The organism is Bordetella genomosp. 1 (genome assembly GCF_002261335.1).
Classification (GTDB): Bacteria; Pseudomonadota; Gammaproteobacteria; order Burkholderiales; family Burkholderiaceae_B; genus Bordetella.
The window spans coordinates 204,753-221,972 of sequence record NZ_NEVL01000002.1 but is presented as its reverse complement, the minus strand read 5'-3'; the positions used below and the strand labels follow the sequence as shown (position 1 = coordinate 221,972).

The window sequence follows — 17,220 nt, the reverse complement described above, 5'->3', positions numbered from 1 at the left end:
GGCGCGTGCCGGGCGCGCCTAATCTGTCGTCACAACGAGATGACCTTGTGAACCGACGAGGAGACAGAGATGACCGACATGAAAAAACGCGAAACCCTGACTGCCGGCGCGCTGATGGCCGCCGGCGCCACCCTGCTGCCGGGCGCCGGCGTGGCCGCGAGCGCGCCGCGCACGCCCTTCACCGTGGCCGCCACGACCATTCCGGTGGCGGGCAGCGACGAGGTGTTCCCGGTGCGCCGCATCTACTGCATCGGCCGCAACTACGCGGCGCACGCGATCGAGATGGGCTCGGATCCCAGCCGCGAGCCGCCCTTCTTCTTCCAGAAGCCGACCGATGCGATCCAGTACGTGGCGCCGGGTCAGGTGAGCGATCACCCCTATCCCAGCCTGACCAAGAACTACCACTACGAAGTGGAACTGGTGGCCGCGCTGTCCAAGGGCGGCCGCGACATCCCGGTCGAGCGGGCGCTGGACTGCGTCTATGGCTATGCGCTGGGCCTGGACATGACGCGGCGCGACCTGCAGCGCGGCATGGGCGACCAGAAGAAGCCGTGGGAGATCGGCAAGTCGTTCGACCATGCCGCGCCGATCGGGCCGATCCACCGCGTGGCCCAGACCGGCCACTACAAGCACGGCGACATCTGGCTCAAGGTGAACGGCGACACCAAGCAGCAGGCCACCCTCGACCACATGATCTGGTCGGTGGCCGAACAGATCGCGCGGCTGTCGCAGGCCTTCGAGCTGTTTCCCGGCGACATCATCTATTCCGGCACGCCGGAAAACGTTGGCCCGGTCGTGCGCGGCGACGTGATCCTGGCCCACGTCGATGGCCTGCCCGAGCTCAGCATCAAGATCGTCTGAAGCGCGTATCCCTACACTTGCCGCAGTATCACGCCGGCGCGGGAGGCTCCTGCCGCGCCGGGGTATTGCGTTTGGCCATCGGGCGCTCCGATGGCCTTTTTTTCATGCGCCGGCGCGCCGCTCAGCGCGTGCCGTCCAGGCGATACACCAGCGTGTCCAGGCGTTCGAGCCCGCGCTGCTTGAACTTGGGCTCCTTCTCGATGATGTCGCGGCGGTCGATCAGCGTGGCGCGCGAGTGGCCGCGATAGAGCGACTGCACTTCGCCGTCGCCCACCGAGAACGGCGGGCCGTCCATGCGGCGCTGGTCATACTCGAGCGTGATGAGCACGCCGCGGTAATCGGGCGCGAGCTGGCCGTAGACATGCTTCACGTAGCGCGCCCGCATCTCGATCGGCAGCGCGACCAGCGCGGCGCGATCGTAGACCGCCGCGCAGCTGCCCAACAGCGCGGCGTCCATGCCGAAGATGTCGCCGCACAGCAGCTCGATGCTGCCGGCCGCGTACACGGTGCCCGCCGGCGTCTCGCGGCGCGTGGGCGTGAGCGCGTTTTCGTCGAAGAACTGCTCCACCGCCTGGCGCGCGAGCTCCACGCCCAGCACCTGCAGGCCCTGGCTCGCGAGCCAGACCATGTCGAGCGACTTGCCCGCCAGCGGCACCAGCACGCGGCTGCCCGGCGTCACCTCGAGCGTGGGCCAGTACTTCTGCAACAGCGGGGTCACCCGGTTCTGATGGAAATGCGTTTGGCCATCACGCCAGCGTTCGAGCCAGAATTCGGCGTCCATCCTGCGTCGCTCCTCAAATGAAAAATGGCGGCTCACTCGCCGCCACGGGGGTCCGGGATCGCACACGGGTCGGCGGCCAGGATGCGCTTGGGCTTCCAGGTGCGGCAGGCGTGCTCCAGCATTTTGCCCTGCTCCAGGAAGCGGGCGAAACCGATGGCCTGCTCGGCCGTCAGGAACTCATAGCGCTTGCCATCGAACCTCACCGCCCGTCCTTCCCGAATCGCTGCCAAGACACCGCTCCCATGGGAAAACAACCTGCAAGATATAGCACAGGTTGCATCCCGTGCCCGGTAACGCGCCACGCGCCGGCCCGTGGCCGCGCGCGTCCGCCTGATGGCCGACCGGCACGCCCTCCGCAACCCGCGTGCCCCGCGGCGGTCTGAACTGCTTTGCAATTGTTGACGATGCCATGCGCCAGCTACAACTGGAAACGCTTTAGTCTTGCACCTGCCGCGATGCGACTCGCACGTGGCGCACGCACAGAAGAGAAAAGCCGTTGCAGACGACGCCCCGCTCGCCAGATCGCCATCCCTAGCGAGCCCAAGACCAAGACATGGACGAGACCAGGATGAGCCGCAATGCACGCGCCATGCCGATGCACGCCATGGCCTCGCGCGGCGCGGCCCGATGCATCATGACCGACGCACGAAAACGCTACCGCCCCCCTTCCGGCACGCCGCCGGGCAGCGACCGCCGCCGCATCGGCCCGCGCACGCTTTCGCTCGGCGCCCGGCCGCTGGGCCTCACGCCGGCGCTGGCCGCCCGCTTCCAGGCCCTGCACGAAGAGAACGCGCGCCTGCGCGCGCTTGCCCTCACCGACGACCTGACCGGCGCCTACAACCGGCGCTACTTCGCCTCGCGGCTGCGCCGCGCGCTGCAGGCCGGCACGCGCGCCGAAGGCGTGGCGCTCTGTCTGTTCGATCTGGATGATTTCAAGCGCATCAATGACCAGCATGGCCATCACGCCGGCGACCGCCTGCTGCGCCTGGTGGCACGCTCGGTGCAGCGCCGCCTGCGCCGCGCCGAAGACAGCCTGTGCCGCCTCGGCGGCGACGAATTCGCGGCGATCTGTTCGGCCGCGTCGCCCAACGACGCCATGGAGCAGGCGCGCCAGATGATGCAGGCCGTGCGCGCGCTCGGCCAGATCGGCGCGGCGCATGGCCTGCCGGCCGTGACGGCCGCGTTCGGGGTGATCTGGCTGGCGCCCGACGTCACGCCGGGCTGGCGCGAGGCCTACGCCGCGGCCGACCGCGCGCTCTATCGCGCCAAGCTGGCGGGCAAGAACGACGTCGTGCTGGCGGACTGGCGCGAGCATTGATGCCGCGCGCGCCAGGCGCGCACGGCTTGCGGAAAGTGGAGATGTGGCGGGCGCGAGCGCGCCCCGCGCGTGGCCGAATCAGACCGCGGGCGGCTCGATCCAGAAGAAGCGTTCGCCCTGGCGGACCATGCTGGCGACCCCTTCGGGCTCCATGCGGAAGTCGGTGCCCATGAGCGTGGCGCCGCCATCGTCATGGATGTGGATGATGGCCAGCGGGTCTTTCTCCATGGTGTACCAGTAGTACCCGGGCTTGAGATCGTGAGGCAGTGGCGTAGTCATGGTTCGAGTATACCGACATGCCGCCGCGGCCGGGCTTGCGCACGCACAAATCCTTGGGGCACGCCCCAGCCTGACAAAGCGGGCACGATTCGTGCATACTCCAGCGCGAGACCCAGGAGCCCGAATGAAAGCGCAAGCGCTACCGTTCGCCCAGACTTCGGTGCCCGCCATCCTGGCCGGCACCCGGCGTCAGACGCGCCGCATCCTCAAGCCCCAACCGCCTCCCAACACCCGCCGCTGGTACTGCGATCCGCGCAGTCCCGAACGCTGGCTCGCGCTCGCCCAGGACGCCGCCGTCGGCGCCCTGCCAGACCAGCCCGGCTGGATCGTCTGTCCGTTCGGCCGCCCCGGCGGCCTGGTGCCGCTCACGCTGCTCGACGGCACGCCGTTCGCCCACGCCTTCCTGCTGGGCATCCGGGTCCAGCGCCTGCAATCGATCAGCACGGCCGACGCGCTCGCCGAGTCCTGCACCTCGGTGCAGGACTTCGCCCAGGCGTGGTCGGAACGCTACGGCCAGGCCGCCTGGGGCGCCAATCCCTGGGTCTGGGCGCTCGATTTCCGGCTGGCACGCCAGGATGGTGGTGAGGGAATGTAATTCCCGCCCCCGATTCCAGCGGCTTGCAGTCGATTTCAGTCGGTTTCAGCGCCGCCGCGGTCCCTCTGGCGCCCACCTGCTGCGGCGCGACAAAACCCCGCATCCCGGGCCCGCCGTCGTTGCGGATTGTCGCGATTGCCCCAGGGTTTCGTACAAATGCCTGCCCCGAAAGCGCGAAAATAGCCTCAACGCATCTCGCACTCGGCTGCTCCGGCAGCAAGGTAGACAAATATGAAGAAGACGCTCATTGCCGGTTTCGGCGCCGCCGCACTGCTCATCTCGGGCGCGGCCATGGCTCGGGTCGACGTGGGGATTTCGATCGGCCTGCCGGGCGTGGTCTATCCCGCGCCCGTCTACGTCGCACCACAGCCGGTGTACGTGGCCCCGCCGCCGCCCCCGCCGGTCTATTACCACCCGCCCGTCTACGTGGCGCCGCCCGTGGTCTATCCGGCGCCCGTCTATTACGGCGGCCCGCGCGGCCACTGGCGCGGCGGCCCGCCCCCGGGACACTACCGCGGCCACGGCCATGGTCACGGCGGCCCGGGCTGGCGCCGCTGAGGTTCACACAGGCATGAAAAAAGCCGCTCTATCGAGCGGCTTTTTCATTGGAAGGCCCCAGGTTCAGGCGTTGGCCTGAGCCGGCTGCGGCTTGATGGCCGGCACGGGGACCTGCGTCACGGCCTCATCGGCCTGGCGCGGGTCTTGTGCGCGGACTGCATCGAGCCAGCGGCGCGGCGTGCTGGAGGTCTTCCACCAGCCATTATGCGGTCGCATGTGCAAACTCCGGTTCACCATTGAAACGTACACCATTGATTTTCTTGAAAATCTGCTGGCTTCCCTGCTCGGCTTCGCCCTCGCTGGCATACGCTGCCAGACCCGGGATCTCCCAGGCTTTCTCGGGTGCGGTACCACCGACACGTCGCGTCCACACGCGAACGCTAAAACCCCGGTCCTCGTGCGAAACGACACTGCAACGGACGCGAAAATCGCCAATCATTCGTGAAGTCATGGTTAGCTTCCTCTATTGAAATGAAGGTGACGTACCTGCCTAGCAATAGCTATTGTGCCGTAAGATGCGGCCCTTTTTATTGCTTGTACATATTTGTCACATCAATAGCAGCAGTACGAGGAGTCTAGCAATGCCATAAGACAGAATTATGGCGATCTCCGGGCTCCGTACTGCCACCGACAAAGACGAAGCTCTTAGAGCAAGCAGCGTGCCCAAGCCCGGCGAGCGGGCAAAAAAAAGCCCGGATTTCGCATCCGGGCTCTCTTTTTGGCGGGTGCCGCTCAGGGCTTGAGCAGCGCCAGGCCACCCATATAGGGCCGCAGGACCTCGGGCACCACCACGCTGCCATCGGCCTGCTGGTAGTTTTCGAGCACGGCGACCAGCGCGCGGCCCACCGCGAGGCCGGAGCCGTTGAGCGTGTGCACGAACTCGGGCTTGCCCTGGGCGGCGGCGCGGAAACGCGCCTGCATGCGCCGCGCCTGGAAACTTTCGCAGTTCGAGACGGAAGAAATTTCACGCCAGGTGTTCTGCGCCGGCAGCCACACTTCGAGGTCGTAGGTCTTGGCCGCGCCGAAACCCATGTCGCCCGTGCACAGCAGCATCACGCGATACGGCAGGCCGAGACGCTTGAGCACCTCTTCCGCATGGCCGCACATCTGCTCGAGCGTGTCGTACGACTGATCGGGCGCGACCACCTGCACCATCTCGACCTTGTCGAACTGATGCTGGCGGATCATGCCGCGCGTGTCGCGGCCGCCGCTGCCGGCCTCGGAACGGAAGCACGGCGTGTGCGCGGTCATCTTGAGCGGCAGGTCGGCGCCGGCCACGATGCTGTCGCGCACGACGCTGGTGAGCGTGATTTCGGAGGTCGAGATCAGGTATTGATCTTCGCGCACGAAGGGATTGCCATGCTCGTCGACCTTGGGATCGTCGTCGCCGCCGCCCTTGGACACGGCGAACATGTCGTCCTTGAACTTGGGCAACTGGCCCGTGCCGTAGAGCGTGGAGCTGTTGACGATGTAGGGCGTGTAGCACTCGGTGTAGCCGTGCTCGCCGGTCTGCAGGTCGAGCATGAACTGCGCCAGCGCGCGGTGCAGGCGCGCGATCTGCCCGCGCATGAACGAGAAGCGCGCGCCCGAGAGCTTGGCCGCGGTGTCGAAATCCAGGCCCAGCGGCTCGCCCACGGCAACGTGGTCTTTCGGCTCGAAGCCCAGCGGCGCCGGATTGCCGTCGGCGCCGGCCGCGGCGGGCAGCCAGCGGCGCACTTCGACGTTGTCGTCGCTCGAGCCGCCCACCGGCACGCTGGCGTGCGGCAGGTTGGGCACGGCCATCAGCAGCTCGTTGAGCTGTTGCTGCAGCAGCGCCAGCTCTTCTTCGAGCTGCTTGAGGCGGGCCGGCACGGCCTGCGATTCGGCCATCACGGCCGAGGCGTCTTCACCCTTGGCCTTGAGCTGGCCGATCTGCTTGGCCAATGCGTTGCGCCGGGCCTGCAGGGACTCGGTCTCGGTCTGGACGGCCTTGCGGCGGGACTCCAGGTCGTTGAACCGTTCCGTGTCGAAGGAGACGCCCCGGCTTTGGAGACGGTCCACGACGGTTTGCAGGTCTTTGCGCAGCAGTATCGGATCTAGCATGGTGTTGGATCTAGGGTTGAAAGGGCGCGAAGGCGGTTGCCTTCAGCGCTTTTTGTCGCGCGCTTGCGCGTCGAGCTCGCGCAGGAAGGCGAGCTTTTGCTGGATTTTAGCCTCCAGCCCGCGATCGGTCGGCCGATAGAAGCGCGGGTTGAGGCCATCCGGGAAATAATTCTCGCCCGCGGCGTAGCCGTGCGGCTCGTCGTGGGCGTAGCGATAGGCGTGGCCGTGGCCCAGCTGCTTCATCAGCTTGGTGGGCGCGTTGCGCAGATGCATGGGCACCGGCGCGCTGCCGTGTTCGGTGGCGAACTTGCGTGCGGTGTTGTAGGCGTCGTAGACGGCGTTGGACTTGGCCGCGCAGGCCATGTAGACCACCGCCTGCGCCAGCGCGAGCTCGCCCTCGGGCGAGCCGAGCCGTTCGTAGATGTCGGCGCCGCTCACGGCCAGCTCGGTGGCGCGCGGGTCGGCCAGGCCGATGTCCTCGATGGCCATGCGCACGATGCGCCGGCCCAGGTACTTGGGATCGGCGCCGCCGTCGAGCATGCGCGCCAGCCAGTAGAGCGCGGCGTCGGGCGCCGAGCCGCGCACCGACTTGTGCAGCGCGCTGATCTGGTCGTAGAAGGCGTCGCCGCCCTTGTCGAAGCGCCGCAGGTTCTGCGACAGCGCGGTTTCGAGCCAGGCCGGGTCGACCTTGCGGTGGCCGGCCGACTCGGCCGATTCGGCCACCACCTCGACCGCGCTGATCACGCGGCGCGCGTCGCCATCGGCCCAGGCGGCAAGCTGCTGCACGGCCTCGGCATCGAAGCTCACGGCCTCGTCGCGGCCCTGGTTGAAGGCGGCCACCGCACGCTCGACCAGCAGCGTGAGCTCCTCGGGCGAGAGCGATTGCAGCACGTACACGCGGGCCCGCGAGAGCAAGGCCGAGTTCACCTCGAACGAGGGATTCTCGGTGGTCGCGCCGATGAAGGTGAACAGGCCGCTCTCGACGTAGGGCAGGAAGGCATCCTGCTGCGCCTTGTTGAAGCGGTGCACCTCGTCGACGAACAGAATGGTGCGCCGGCCCTGCCCCTGCGCGACCTGCGCCGTGACCACCGCCTCGCGGATGTCCTTCACGCCGCCGAGCACGGCCGAGATCGCGATGAACTGCGCGTCGAAGCCGTCGGCCATCAGGCGCGCCAGCGTGGTCTTGCCCACGCCGGGCGGCCCCCAGAAGATCATCGAGTGCGGCCGCCCCGAGTCGAAGGCGACCCGCAGCGGCTTGCCGGGGCCCAGCAGATGCGATTGCCCGACGACGTCGGCCAGCGTGCGCGGCCGCAGGCGTTCGGCCAGCGGCACGTAGGGCCGGTGGGTGGGATCGGCATCGAAAAGATCGTTGCTCATGGGCGACAGCAGAAAAATCCAGGAATCGGCACGGGGCTTTGGACCCTCAATTACACCATGAGCACGCGGGTCGGCCGGGCGCCCCCGCAGTGCGGGGCGTCGGGGCCCCTGACGCGGGCCGGATACGGGAAACTCCCAACTCCCGCCTGTAAATTATTTTCAGGATAATTTCGCCATCGTCGATTGATGGTAAAAATTTTCAAGGACGCGCCATGGTGACCCCGCTGCCCGGCCCCCTCCCGCTCGACCCCGATGGCAAAGGCCTGGGCCTGTTCGAGCCCGGCTGTACCACCGCCCAGGTTGCCGGCCTGGGCTGGAATCTGCTGGCCGAAGACGTGAGCCTGCCGGCCGCCGTGCTGTCCGAGCGGCGCGTCGCGCACAACCTGCGGTGGATGCAGCAATTCATGGAGGCATACCGGGTCAAGCTCGCGCCGCACGGCAAGACCACCATGAGCCCCTCGCTGTTCCGCCGCCAGATCGACGCCGGCGCCTGGGGCATCACGCTGGCCACCGCCCCGCAGACGCAGGCGGCCTATCACCACGGCGTGCGCCGCGTGCTGCTGGCCAACCAGCTGGTGGGCCGCGCCAACATGGCCATCATCGCGCGCCTGCTGCGCGATTCCGATTTCTCGTTCTATTGCCTGGTCGACTCGCCGCGCAATGTCGCGCAGCTCGGCGCCTTCTTCCAAAGCGCCGGGCAGACGCTGCCGGTGCTGATCGAGCTCGGCGTGGCCGGCGGCCGCAACGGCGTGCGCGACGAGGCGCAACTGCAGGCCGTGCTCGACGAGCTGGCGCGCTGGCCCGGCGCCCTCGCGCTGGCCGGCATCGAAGTCTATGAAGGCGTGCTGCAGAACGAGGCCGACATCCGCGCCTTCCTGCAACGCGCCACCGCCACGTTGCGCACGCTGGCCGCCGACGGCCGTCTGCGCCAGGACGGCCCCGCGCTGATCTCCGGCGCGGGCTCGGCCTGGTTCGACGTGGTGGCCGACGAATTCGCCGGCCTGGAGATCGGCCAGCCGCTCGAGATCGTGCTGCGTCCCGGCTGCTACCTGAGCCACGACGTGGGCATCTACCGCAGCGCCGCCGAGCGCATCGCCGCGCACAACCCGGTCGCGCAGCGCCTCGCCCCCGGCCTGCTGCCCGCCCTGCAGGTGTGGGCCTATGTGCAGTCCGTGCCCGAGCCCGGCCGCGCCATCGTGGCGCTGGGCAAGCGCGACGCGGCGTTCGACGCCGGCCTGCCGGTGCCCGCCACCGTGTATCGCCCGGGCGGCGAGGCCCCGGCGCCGCAGGCCGCCCCGGCCCACTGGAAACTCACCGCCATAATGGATCAGCACGCCTTCATGGAAATCGCCCCCGGCGACGACATCGCGGTGGGCGACATGATCGCCTTCGACATTTCGCATCCCTGCCTGACCTTCGACAAGTGGCGCCAGATCCTGCTGATCGACGACAGCCACACCGTCACCGGCATCGCCGAAACCTATTTCTGACCCCTGGCAGTTTGTTGTAGTCCCTCACCGGAGACCAACCATGCATCTGCGCAACACCCGCCCCGCGGGCGGTTTCGGCCGCCTGTTGCTGGCCACCCTGCTCGGCCTGTCGCTGCACGCCGCGCCCGCCCTCGCCGCCGATCCCGTCAAGGGCGGCACCATCTCGGTCGCCACCATCGGCGAGCCGCCCACGCTCGATCCGATGAGCAGCACCGCCGACCTGGTCGGCATCGTCACGCAGCACATCTTCGAGACGCTCTACACCTTCGATGCGAAGTGGAACCTCACGCCGCTGCTGGCCGACAAGATGCCCGAGGTGAGCGCCGACGGCCTGACCTACACCATCGCGCTGCGCCAGGGCATCACCTTCCATGACGGCTCGAAGATGGATTCGGCCGACGTGCTGGCCTCGCTCAAGCGCTGGACCGAGACCGCGTCGCGCGGCAAGTCCGCCGCCAAGCTGATCGGTGCGATCGACGCGCCCGACGCCAACACGATCAAGATCACGCTCAAGCAGCCTTATGCGCCGCTCACCGCGCTGCTGGCCATGAACAACAGCGCCGCGGTGATCCTGCCCAAGGGCAAGATCGCGCCGCAGCTCACCGAATTCGTCGGCACCGGCCCCTATCAGCTCAAGGCGCGCCTGCCCGACCAATACATCCAGCTCACGCGCTTCGACGGCTACAAATCGCGCGACGGCGAGCCGGACGGCTACGGCGGCGCCCGCAAGCAATACCTCGACGAGATCCGCTTCGTGCCGGTCAGCAACGCCAACACCCGCGTCGAAGCGGCGGTGGCCGGGCAGTTCGATTACGTCGATTCGCTGCCGGTGGAGTCGCTCGACAAGCTCAAGAGCGGCCGCTCGGATCCGGTGATGCTGCGTCCGTTCGGCTGGCCGCGCCTGGTGCTCAACACCAAGCAGGGCATCATGTCCAACCTGGCCGTGCGCCAGGCCGTGCAGCTCGCGCTCAACGAAGAAGACATGCTGTACGCCGCGTTCGGCAACAAAGACTTCTATCGCCTGAACGGCGACCTCTATCCCGAGGGCTACCCCTGGGCGACCAGGCAGGGCGAGAAGTTCTACAACAAGGGCGATGCCGCCGGCGCCAAGAAGCTGGCCGACGGCGCCAACGTGCAGGACCGCACCATCCGCATCCTGACCAGCCAGCAGTACGAGTTCCACTACAAGATGGCGCTGGTGGCGGCCGAGTACCTCAAGGCCGCCGGCTTCAAGGTCGACATGCAGGTGGTGGACTGGGCCACGCTCACGCAACGCCGCCAGGATCCGGCGCTCTGGGACATCTTCATCACCCACAGCCCGTTCCTGCCCGAGCCGGCCCTGATCGACTTCCCCTCCAAGGACGCGCCGGGCTGGTGGGACACGCCGCGCCGCAACCAGGTGCTGGGTGCCTTCAACCAGGCCCGCACCCAGGAAGAACGCGTCAAGCGCTGGGCCGACGTGCAGCAGGCCGTGTACGAGGAAGTGCCCTTCATCAAGGTCGGCGACTTCAACGCCCAGTCGGCCCGCTCGCCCGCGCTGCAGGGCACCCGCCCCGCGCCGTGGCCCTACTTCTGGAACGCCTGGAAGGCGGCCGCCAAGAAGTAAGTCCGGCCATCGTCATGCACGGCCGGCGCGTGGCGGCACTCCCGCCGCCGCGCGCCCCGGCGCCGTCCGAATGAGGAAGTCCCCGTGTTGCGTTATCTCTTGAACCGGTTGCTCGGCATGGTGGCGGTGATGTTCCTGGTCGCCACCATCGTCTTCGTGATCCTGCGCCTGATCTCGGGCGACCCGGCCTCGGTCATGCTGGGCCCGGAAGCGAGCCAGGCCGACGTGGCCGCGCTGCGCGCCCACCTCGGGCTCGACCGCCCGTTGCCCGTGCAATACGGGACCTGGCTGCTGCAGCTCGCCCAGGGCGACCTCGGGCAATCGATCTTCCTGAACAAGCCGGTGCTGGCGGCGCTCGCCGACCGCGCCGAGCCCACGTTCTGGCTCACGCTGATGTCGCTCATCATCGCCAGCGCGATCGCGCTGCCGGTGGGCATCCTGTCCGCGGTCAAGCGCGGCACCGCGCTCGACCAGTCCGTGCTGACCTTCTCGATGTTCACCTCCAGCGTGCCGAGCTTCTGGCTGGGCCTGATCCTGATGCAGATCTTCTCGGTCAAGCTGGGCTGGCTGCCGGTGGCGGGCTATGGCGGCCCCGACGCATCGCTCGCCACGCGGCTCTCGCACCTGATCCTGCCAGCCGTGGTGCTGGGGCTGGTGAACTCGGCGCTCATCACGCGCTTCATCCGCGCCAGCATGCTCGACGTGCTGCGCGACGACTACGTGCGCACCGCGCGCGCCAAGGGCCTGCCCGAGCGCCGCGTGGTGATGAAGCACGCCGTGCGCAACGCGCTGATCCCGATCCTGACTGTGCTCGGCCTGACCACCGCGCTGCTCATCAGCGGCGCCGTCGTCACCGAAACCGTGTTCGGCCTGCCCGGCGTGGGCAGCCTCGTGGTCTCGGCCGTGAAGCGACGCGACTATCCGGTGATCCAGGGCGCGCTGCTCGTGATCGCCGCGATCTATGTCCTGATCAATCTAGTCATCGACCTGCTCTACCTGGTGGTCGACCCACGGGTGCGCTACTGATATGGCCATCGCAACGCAAACCATGGACGCCGGCCACGACCGCTGGCAGATCCTCAAACTGCTGGTCGCGCGCAAGACCGTGCTGATCAGCCTCATCGTGCTGATCCTGCTGGTGGGCGCGGCGCTGCTCGCGCCCTGGCTGAGCCCGCACGATCCGCTCAAGCTCTCGATCATGAACCGCCTGAAGCCGCCGAGCGCCACCTACTGGTTCGGCACCGACGACTTCGGCCGCGACGTGTTCAGCCGCGTGATCCACGGCGGCCGGCTCTCGCTGATGGTGGGCTTCTCGGTGGTGGTGCTCGCCAGCGTGCTCGGCATCGCGCTGGGCCTGATCGCAGGCTTCTTCCGCGGCGCCGACAAGTTCGTCTCGCGCCTGATCGACGCGATGATGTCGTTCCCCGACATCCTGCTGGCGATCTCGCTGGTGGCCGCGCTCGGCCCGTCGCTGCTCAACGTGGTGATCGCGCTGGGCATCGTCTACACGCCGCGCCTGGCGCGCATCGTGCGGGCCTCCACGCTGGTGATCCGCGAACTGCCTTTCGTGGAGGCGGCGCGCGCGCTCGGCGTGCCGACCTGGCGCATCGTCAGCGTGCACGTGCTGCGCAACCTGATCTCGCCCATCCTGGTGCAGGGCACCTTCATCTTCGCCTACGCGATCCTGGCCGAAGCCGGCCTGTCGTTCCTGGGCGTGGGCGTCTCGCCCGACATCCCCACCTGGGGCACCATGATCAACGCCGGCCAGCAATACATGGGCCAGGCCGACTGGATCATGGTCTTTCCCGGCCTGGCCATCGTGTTGTCCGTGCTCTCGCTGCAGTTGGTCGGCGACGGCCTGCGCGACGTGCTGGACCCACGCCTGCGCAAGGAGCTGTAAGCATGAGCGCCAGCCAACGAGACATCGTGCTGTCCGTCCAAGGATTGCAGACCTGGTTCCACAGCCGCGACGGCGTGGCCAAGTCGGTCGACGGCGTGACCTTCGACCTCGCCCGCGGCGAGACCCTCGCCATCGTGGGCGAGTCGGGCTCGGGCAAGTCGGTCACCAGCCTGTCCCTCATGGGGCTCCTGCCCAAGCCCGCCGGCCGCATCGAGGGCGGCTCGATCCGCTTCCGCGACCGCAGGGGCGAGGAGCACGACCTGGCCCGCGCCAGCACCAAGACCCTGCAGCGCATCCGGGGCGCCGAGATCGCGATGATCTTCCAGGAGCCCATGACCAGCCTCAATCCGCTCTATACGGTGGGCGACCAGATCGCCGAGGCCGTGATGCTGCACGAGGGCCTGAGCCGCTCGGCCGCGTTCGCGCGTGCCCAGGAAATGCTGGAACGCGTCGAGATCCCGGCCGCGGCGCGCCGTGTCCACGAGTATCCGCACCAGATGTCGGGCGGCATGCGCCAGCGCGTGATGATCGCGCTCGCGCTGGCTTGCAACCCGTCGGTGCTGATCGCCGACGAGCCCACCACCGCGCTCGACGTGACCGTGCAGGCGCAGATCCTCGACCTGCTGCGCCGGCTGCAGGCCGAGACCGGCATGAGCATCCTGTTCGTCACGCACAACCTGGGCGTGGTGGCCGAGATCGCGCATCGCGTCGCCGTGATGTATGCCGGCCGCGTGGTCGAAGACGCCGAAGTGCATGCGCTGTTCGACCGGCCCAGCCATCCCTACACCCGCGGCCTGCTGTCGTGCATCCCGACCGCGGCGCTGCTGGCCGCGCGCCAGCGCCTCACGCCCATCCCGGGCAACGTGCCCAGCGTGCTCGCGCTGCCGGCCGGCTGTACGTTCGCGCCGCGCTGCCCCATCGCGTCGGCGGAATGCACGCAGGCGGTGCCCGAGCTGACGGCCGTGCAGGCCGGCCACCTGGCCCGTTGTTTCAAGGTGACTCCCGCATGAATCACACTGCCGTACCCAAGGCGCAGGAACCCCTGCTGCGCGTCGAAGGACTGAAGGTCCACTTCCCCACGGGCGCCGGCCGCAACGCGCCGGTGGTGCGCGCGGTCGACGACGTGAGTTTCAGCGTGCCGCGCAACAGCATCGTGGGCCTGGTGGGCGAGTCGGGCTCGGGCAAGACCACCACCGGCCGCGCGCTGCTGCGCCTGTTCGCGCCCACGGCCGGCCGCATCGTGTTCGACGGCCACGACATCACCGCGCTGTCCGAGAAGGAAATGCTGCCCTGGCGCAAGCGCATGCAGATCGTGTTCCAGGATCCGTACGCGAGCCTGAACCCGCGCATGAGCGTGGCCGAGATCCTGGGCGAGGCGCTCGACACGCACGGGCTCGCGCGCGAGCGGCGCGGCGAACGCATCCGCGAACTGCTCGAACGCGTCGGCCTGAACGGCGATCACCAGCGCCGCTATCCGCATGAGTTCTCGGGCGGCCAGCGCCAGCGCATCGGCATCGCCCGCGCGCTGGCGGTGCAACCGGACTTCATCGTGGCCGACGAGCCGGTGTCGGCGCTCGACGTGTCGGTGCAGGCGCAGGTGCTGAACCTGCTGCAGGACCTGCAGCGCGACCTGGGCCTGACCATGCTGTTCGTGGCGCACGACCTGGCCGTGGTGGATTATCTGTGCGACGAGGTGGTCGTGATGTACCTCGGCCACGTGATGGAGCGCGGCCCGACCCGCGAGGTCTATGCGCGCCCGCGCCATCCCTACACGCAGGCGCTGCTGTCGGCCGCGCCGGTGCCCGATCCCCGCGCGCCGCGTTCGCGTATCCTCCTGAAGGGCGAAATTCCCAGCCCGGTCAGCCCGCCGTCGGGGTGCGTGTTCCGCACGCGCTGCCCGCACGCGGCCGAGATCTGCGCCACCGCGCTGCCGCCCGACCAGGACCTCGGCGCGGGCCACTACGCGGCCTGTGTGCGGCTCGATCAGATCGGCTGACCCGGGCCCAGCTTACGGAACACCACGCATGAACTCCCACCGCGACATCGTCTACCAAATCCGCAGCTGCCGCGATGGCCTGAGCGCGACCGAACGCAAGGTGGCCGACGCCATCCTCGAAGACATCGCCTGGGCGGCCGGCGCCACGGTGGACCAGCTCGCGCAGAAGGCCGGGGTCAGCATCGCCACCATCTCGCGCTTCGCCCGCTCGTCGGGCTGCGACGACACGCGCGACCTGAAGCTGCGGCTGGCCCAGGCCAGCGCCATCGGCGAACGCTTTCTCGACCGCGCCGCGCCCGAGGAAGAGAGCACCTTCTACGCGCGCCTGTGCGCCGACATCGAGACCACGCTGCGCGCGCACCTGTCGCTGTTCAGCGAGGCGATCTTCGAGCGCGCCGCCGGCCACATCGCCGCGGCCCGCATGAACTACGTGTTCGGCATGGGCGGCGCCTCGGCGGTGCTGGCGCAGGAGATGCAGTCGCGCCTGGTGCGGCTGGGCTACCCCATCGCCGCCTACAACGACGCGGTGCTGATGCGCATGGTGGCTTCCACCCTCGACCAGCGCGACACCGTCGTCATGCTGTCGATCACCGGCGTCACGCCGGAGATGCTGTCGGCCGCGCGCATCGTGCAGCAGTACCAGGCCCGCATCGTGGCGCTCACCGATCCCGACTCGCCGCTGGCCGCCATGGCCGACGTGGTGCTGCCGGTGCGCGCCGACGAAACCGACTTCATCTACAAGCCCTCCGCCTCGCGCTACGCGATGCTGCTGGCCATCGATCTGCTCGCCACCGAGCTCGCGCTCGCGCGCCAGGACGAAACCCAGGAACGACTGCGCCGCATCAAGCTGACGCTCGACGAATACCGCGGCGGCCCGAACCGCCTGCCGCTGGGAGACTGACATGTACGACACTCTGATCCGCGGCGCGCGGGTGCTGGACGGCACCGGCGCCCCCGCCGTGCGCGCCGACGTGGCGCTGGCGCGCGGACGCATCGCCGCGATCGGTGGCCTCGACGGGGCCCGTGCGGCCGACGAAATCGACGCCACCGGCCTGGTGCTGGCGCCCGGCTTCATCGACGTGCACACCCACGACGACACCAACGTGATCCGCACGCCCGAGATGCTGCCCAAGCTGACCCAGGGCGTCACGACGGTGGTGGTGGGCAACTGCGGCATCAGCGCCGCCCCCGTCAGCCTGCAGGGCGAGCCGCCCGATCCCATGAACCTGCTGGGCGACGCCAGCCACTTCCGCTATCCCACCTTCAAGGCCTATACCGAGGCGGTCGACGCCGCGCGGCCGGCGGTGAACGTGGCCGCGCTGGTCGGCCACACCGCGCTGCGCAGCAACCACATGGACCGGCTCGACCGCAGCGCCAGCGCCGCCGAGATCGACGCCATGCGGGCGCAGCTGCGCGAGGCGCTGGCGCACGGCGCCATCGGGCTGTCGACCGGCCTGGCCTACGCCTCCGCGTTCGACGCCAGCACCGACGAAGTGAAGGCGCTCGCCGCCGAGCTCGACGCCCACGGCGCGCTCTACACCACCCACCTGCGCTCGGAATTCGCCGAGATCCTGGAGGCCATGCAGGAGGCATTCGACATCGCCGTGCACGCGCGCGTGCCGGTGATCGTGTCGCATCTCAAGTGCGCCGGCGCGGGCAACTGGGGCCGCAGCCAGGAGGTGCTGTCGCTGCTCGACACCGCCGGCAGGATGCAGCCGGTGGGCTGCGACTGCTATCCCTACTCGGCCAGCTCGTCCACGCTCGACCTGAAGCAGGTCACCGCCGATTTCGAGATCGACATCACCTGGTCCACGCCGCACCCCGAGATGGCCGGCCGCACGCTGGCCGAGATCGCGGCCGCGTGGCAGACCAGCCTTTTGGACGCTGCGCGCCGCCTGCAACCGGCCGGCGCCGTGTATCACGGCATGGACGAAGGCGACGTGCGGCGCATCCTGTCGCACCGCCTCACCATGATCGGCTCGGACGGCCTGCCCAACGATCCGCTGCCGCATCCGCGGCTGTGGGGCGCGTTCCCGCGCGTGCTCGGCCACTACAGCCGCGACCTCGGCCTGTTCCCGCTGGAGCAGGCGGTGCACAAGATGACCGGCCTGTCGGCGCGCCGCTTCGGCCTGGCCGAGCGCGGCGAGATCCACGCCGGCTGGCACGCCGACCTGGTGCTGTTCGACCCCGCCACCGTGCGCGACGTGGCGACCTTCCGCGCGCCGGTCCAGCCCGCCGCCGGCATCGCCGCCGTCTGGGTCAATGGCACGCTGTCGTATCGTGACGGCGTGGCCGCCGCGACGCGGGCCGGCCGCTGGCTGCCGCGCGCGGGCGACCTGCGCGGCAGCTTCGCCGCATCGTCCAACCCCTGAAGGAG

19 protein-coding genes are annotated in these 17,220 nt (G+C 68.8%); 12 read left to right on the top strand and 7 right to left on the bottom strand.

The genetic code is table 11. From position 1 onward, the window contains the following. The first annotated feature begins 69 nt into the window (after positions 1–69). The gene (locus CEG14_RS06210; RefSeq protein ID WP_094825496.1) at positions 70–861 is read left to right on the top strand and encodes a fumarylacetoacetate hydrolase family protein; all 792 of its coding nucleotides are present in this window, start codon (positions 70–72) and stop codon (positions 859–861) included. Between the two features lie 121 nt (positions 862–982). Here CEG14_RS06210 and CEG14_RS06205 read toward each other — a convergent pair whose 3' ends face one another. Next, positions 983–1,642: a thiopurine S-methyltransferase gene (locus CEG14_RS06205; protein ID WP_094825495.1), complete on the bottom strand. Its 660-nt coding sequence runs from the start codon at positions 1,640–1,642 to the stop codon at positions 983–985. 32 nt (positions 1,643–1,674) lie between these two features. After that, on the bottom strand, positions 1,675–1,872 hold the full coding sequence (locus CEG14_RS06200; RefSeq protein WP_094825908.1) for a hypothetical protein: 198 nt from the start codon (positions 1,870–1,872) through the stop codon (positions 1,675–1,677). A 338-nt stretch (positions 1,873–2,210) separates the two neighbouring features. Between CEG14_RS06200 and CEG14_RS06195 the strand changes: the two genes are divergently transcribed. After that, the gene (locus CEG14_RS06195) at positions 2,211–2,960 is read left to right on the top strand and encodes a GGDEF domain-containing protein (protein WP_255032144.1); all 750 of its coding nucleotides are present in this window, start codon (positions 2,211–2,213) and stop codon (positions 2,958–2,960) included. Between the two features lie 78 nt (positions 2,961–3,038). On the opposite strand, the gene CEG14_RS06190 is transcribed toward CEG14_RS06195, so the two are convergent. Beyond that, complete coding sequence (locus CEG14_RS06190) at positions 3,039–3,239, bottom strand: hypothetical protein (RefSeq protein WP_176461385.1); 201 nt, start codon at positions 3,237–3,239, stop codon at positions 3,039–3,041. A gap of 124 nt (positions 3,240–3,363) precedes the next feature. On the opposite strand from CEG14_RS06190, the gene CEG14_RS06185 reads away from it, so the two are divergent. After that, positions 3,364–3,834 carry a hypothetical protein gene (locus CEG14_RS06185; RefSeq protein ID WP_094825493.1) on the top strand — a complete coding sequence of 157 codons (471 nt, stop codon included), beginning with the start codon at positions 3,364–3,366 and terminating at the stop codon, positions 3,832–3,834. Positions 3,835–4,065: 231 nt separating this feature from the next. Next, entirely contained in the window at positions 4,066–4,392 is a 327-nt protein-coding gene (locus tag CEG14_RS06180) for a virulence factor (RefSeq protein WP_094825492.1), read from the top strand. A 63-nt stretch (positions 4,393–4,455) separates the two neighbouring features. On the opposite strand, the gene CEG14_RS26275 is transcribed toward CEG14_RS06180, so the two are convergent. The 4 genes from CEG14_RS26275 to CEG14_RS06165 all read right to left on the bottom strand — a co-directional run bounded on the left by CEG14_RS26275 (position 4,456) and on the right by CEG14_RS06165 (position 7,851). Further along, positions 4,456–4,608 (bottom strand): hypothetical protein, encoded by a 153-nt coding sequence (locus CEG14_RS26275; RefSeq protein ID WP_176461399.1) that lies wholly within the window; start codon positions 4,606–4,608, stop codon positions 4,456–4,458. Continuing rightward, on the bottom strand, positions 4,595–4,843 hold the full coding sequence (locus CEG14_RS06175; RefSeq protein ID WP_094825491.1) for a hypothetical protein: 249 nt from the start codon (positions 4,841–4,843) through the stop codon (positions 4,595–4,597). The genes CEG14_RS26275 and CEG14_RS06175 overlap by 14 nt, the downstream gene beginning before the upstream one ends. A 281-nt stretch (positions 4,844–5,124) precedes the next feature. After that, a complete protein-coding gene (gene serS, locus CEG14_RS06170) occupies positions 5,125–6,474 on the bottom strand; it encodes a serine--tRNA ligase (protein ID WP_094825490.1) in 1,350 nt (449 codons plus the stop codon). A gap of 42 nt (positions 6,475–6,516) precedes the next feature. Continuing rightward, positions 6,517–7,851, bottom strand: coding sequence for a replication-associated recombination protein A (locus CEG14_RS06165; protein WP_094825489.1), 1,335 nt, complete (start codon positions 7,849–7,851; stop codon positions 6,517–6,519). Positions 7,852–8,063: 212 nt separating this feature from the next. Here CEG14_RS06165 and CEG14_RS06160 point away from each other — a divergent pair, with 212 nt between their 5' ends. The 8 genes from CEG14_RS06160 (at position 8,064) to CEG14_RS06125 (ending at position 17,215) form a co-directional block, all read left to right on the top strand. Further along, entirely contained in the window at positions 8,064–9,341 is a 1,278-nt protein-coding gene (locus CEG14_RS06160; RefSeq protein WP_094825488.1) for an amino acid deaminase, read from the top strand. A 40-nt stretch (positions 9,342–9,381) separates the two neighbouring features. After that, on the top strand, positions 9,382–10,947 hold the full coding sequence (locus CEG14_RS06155) for an ABC transporter substrate-binding protein (RefSeq protein ID WP_094825487.1): 1,566 nt from the start codon (positions 9,382–9,384) through the stop codon (positions 10,945–10,947). Positions 10,948–11,031: 84 nt separating this feature from the next. After that, on the top strand, positions 11,032–11,973 hold the full coding sequence (locus CEG14_RS06150; protein ID WP_094825486.1) for an ABC transporter permease: 942 nt from the start codon (positions 11,032–11,034) through the stop codon (positions 11,971–11,973). A 1-nt stretch (position 11,974) separates the two neighbouring features. Continuing rightward, positions 11,975–12,847: an ABC transporter permease gene (locus CEG14_RS06145; protein ID WP_094825485.1), complete on the top strand. Its 873-nt coding sequence runs from the start codon at positions 11,975–11,977 to the stop codon at positions 12,845–12,847. Positions 12,848–12,849: 2 nt separating this feature from the next. Next, positions 12,850–13,857 carry an ABC transporter ATP-binding protein gene (locus CEG14_RS06140; RefSeq protein WP_094825484.1) on the top strand — a complete coding sequence of 336 codons (1,008 nt, stop codon included), beginning with the start codon at positions 12,850–12,852 and terminating at the stop codon, positions 13,855–13,857. Further along, entirely contained in the window at positions 13,854–14,843 is a 990-nt protein-coding gene (locus tag CEG14_RS06135; protein ID WP_094825483.1) for an ABC transporter ATP-binding protein, read from the top strand. The genes CEG14_RS06140 and CEG14_RS06135 overlap by 4 nt, the downstream gene beginning before the upstream one ends. A gap of 28 nt (positions 14,844–14,871) precedes the next feature. Then, positions 14,872–15,744: a MurR/RpiR family transcriptional regulator gene (locus CEG14_RS06130; protein ID WP_094825482.1), complete on the top strand. Its 873-nt coding sequence runs from the start codon at positions 14,872–14,874 to the stop codon at positions 15,742–15,744. A gap of 1 nt (position 15,745) precedes the next feature. Further along, on the top strand, positions 15,746–17,215 hold the full coding sequence (locus CEG14_RS06125; protein ID WP_094825481.1) for an N-acyl-D-amino-acid deacylase family protein: 1,470 nt from the start codon (positions 15,746–15,748) through the stop codon (positions 17,213–17,215). Positions 17,216–17,220 lie beyond the last annotated feature (5 nt).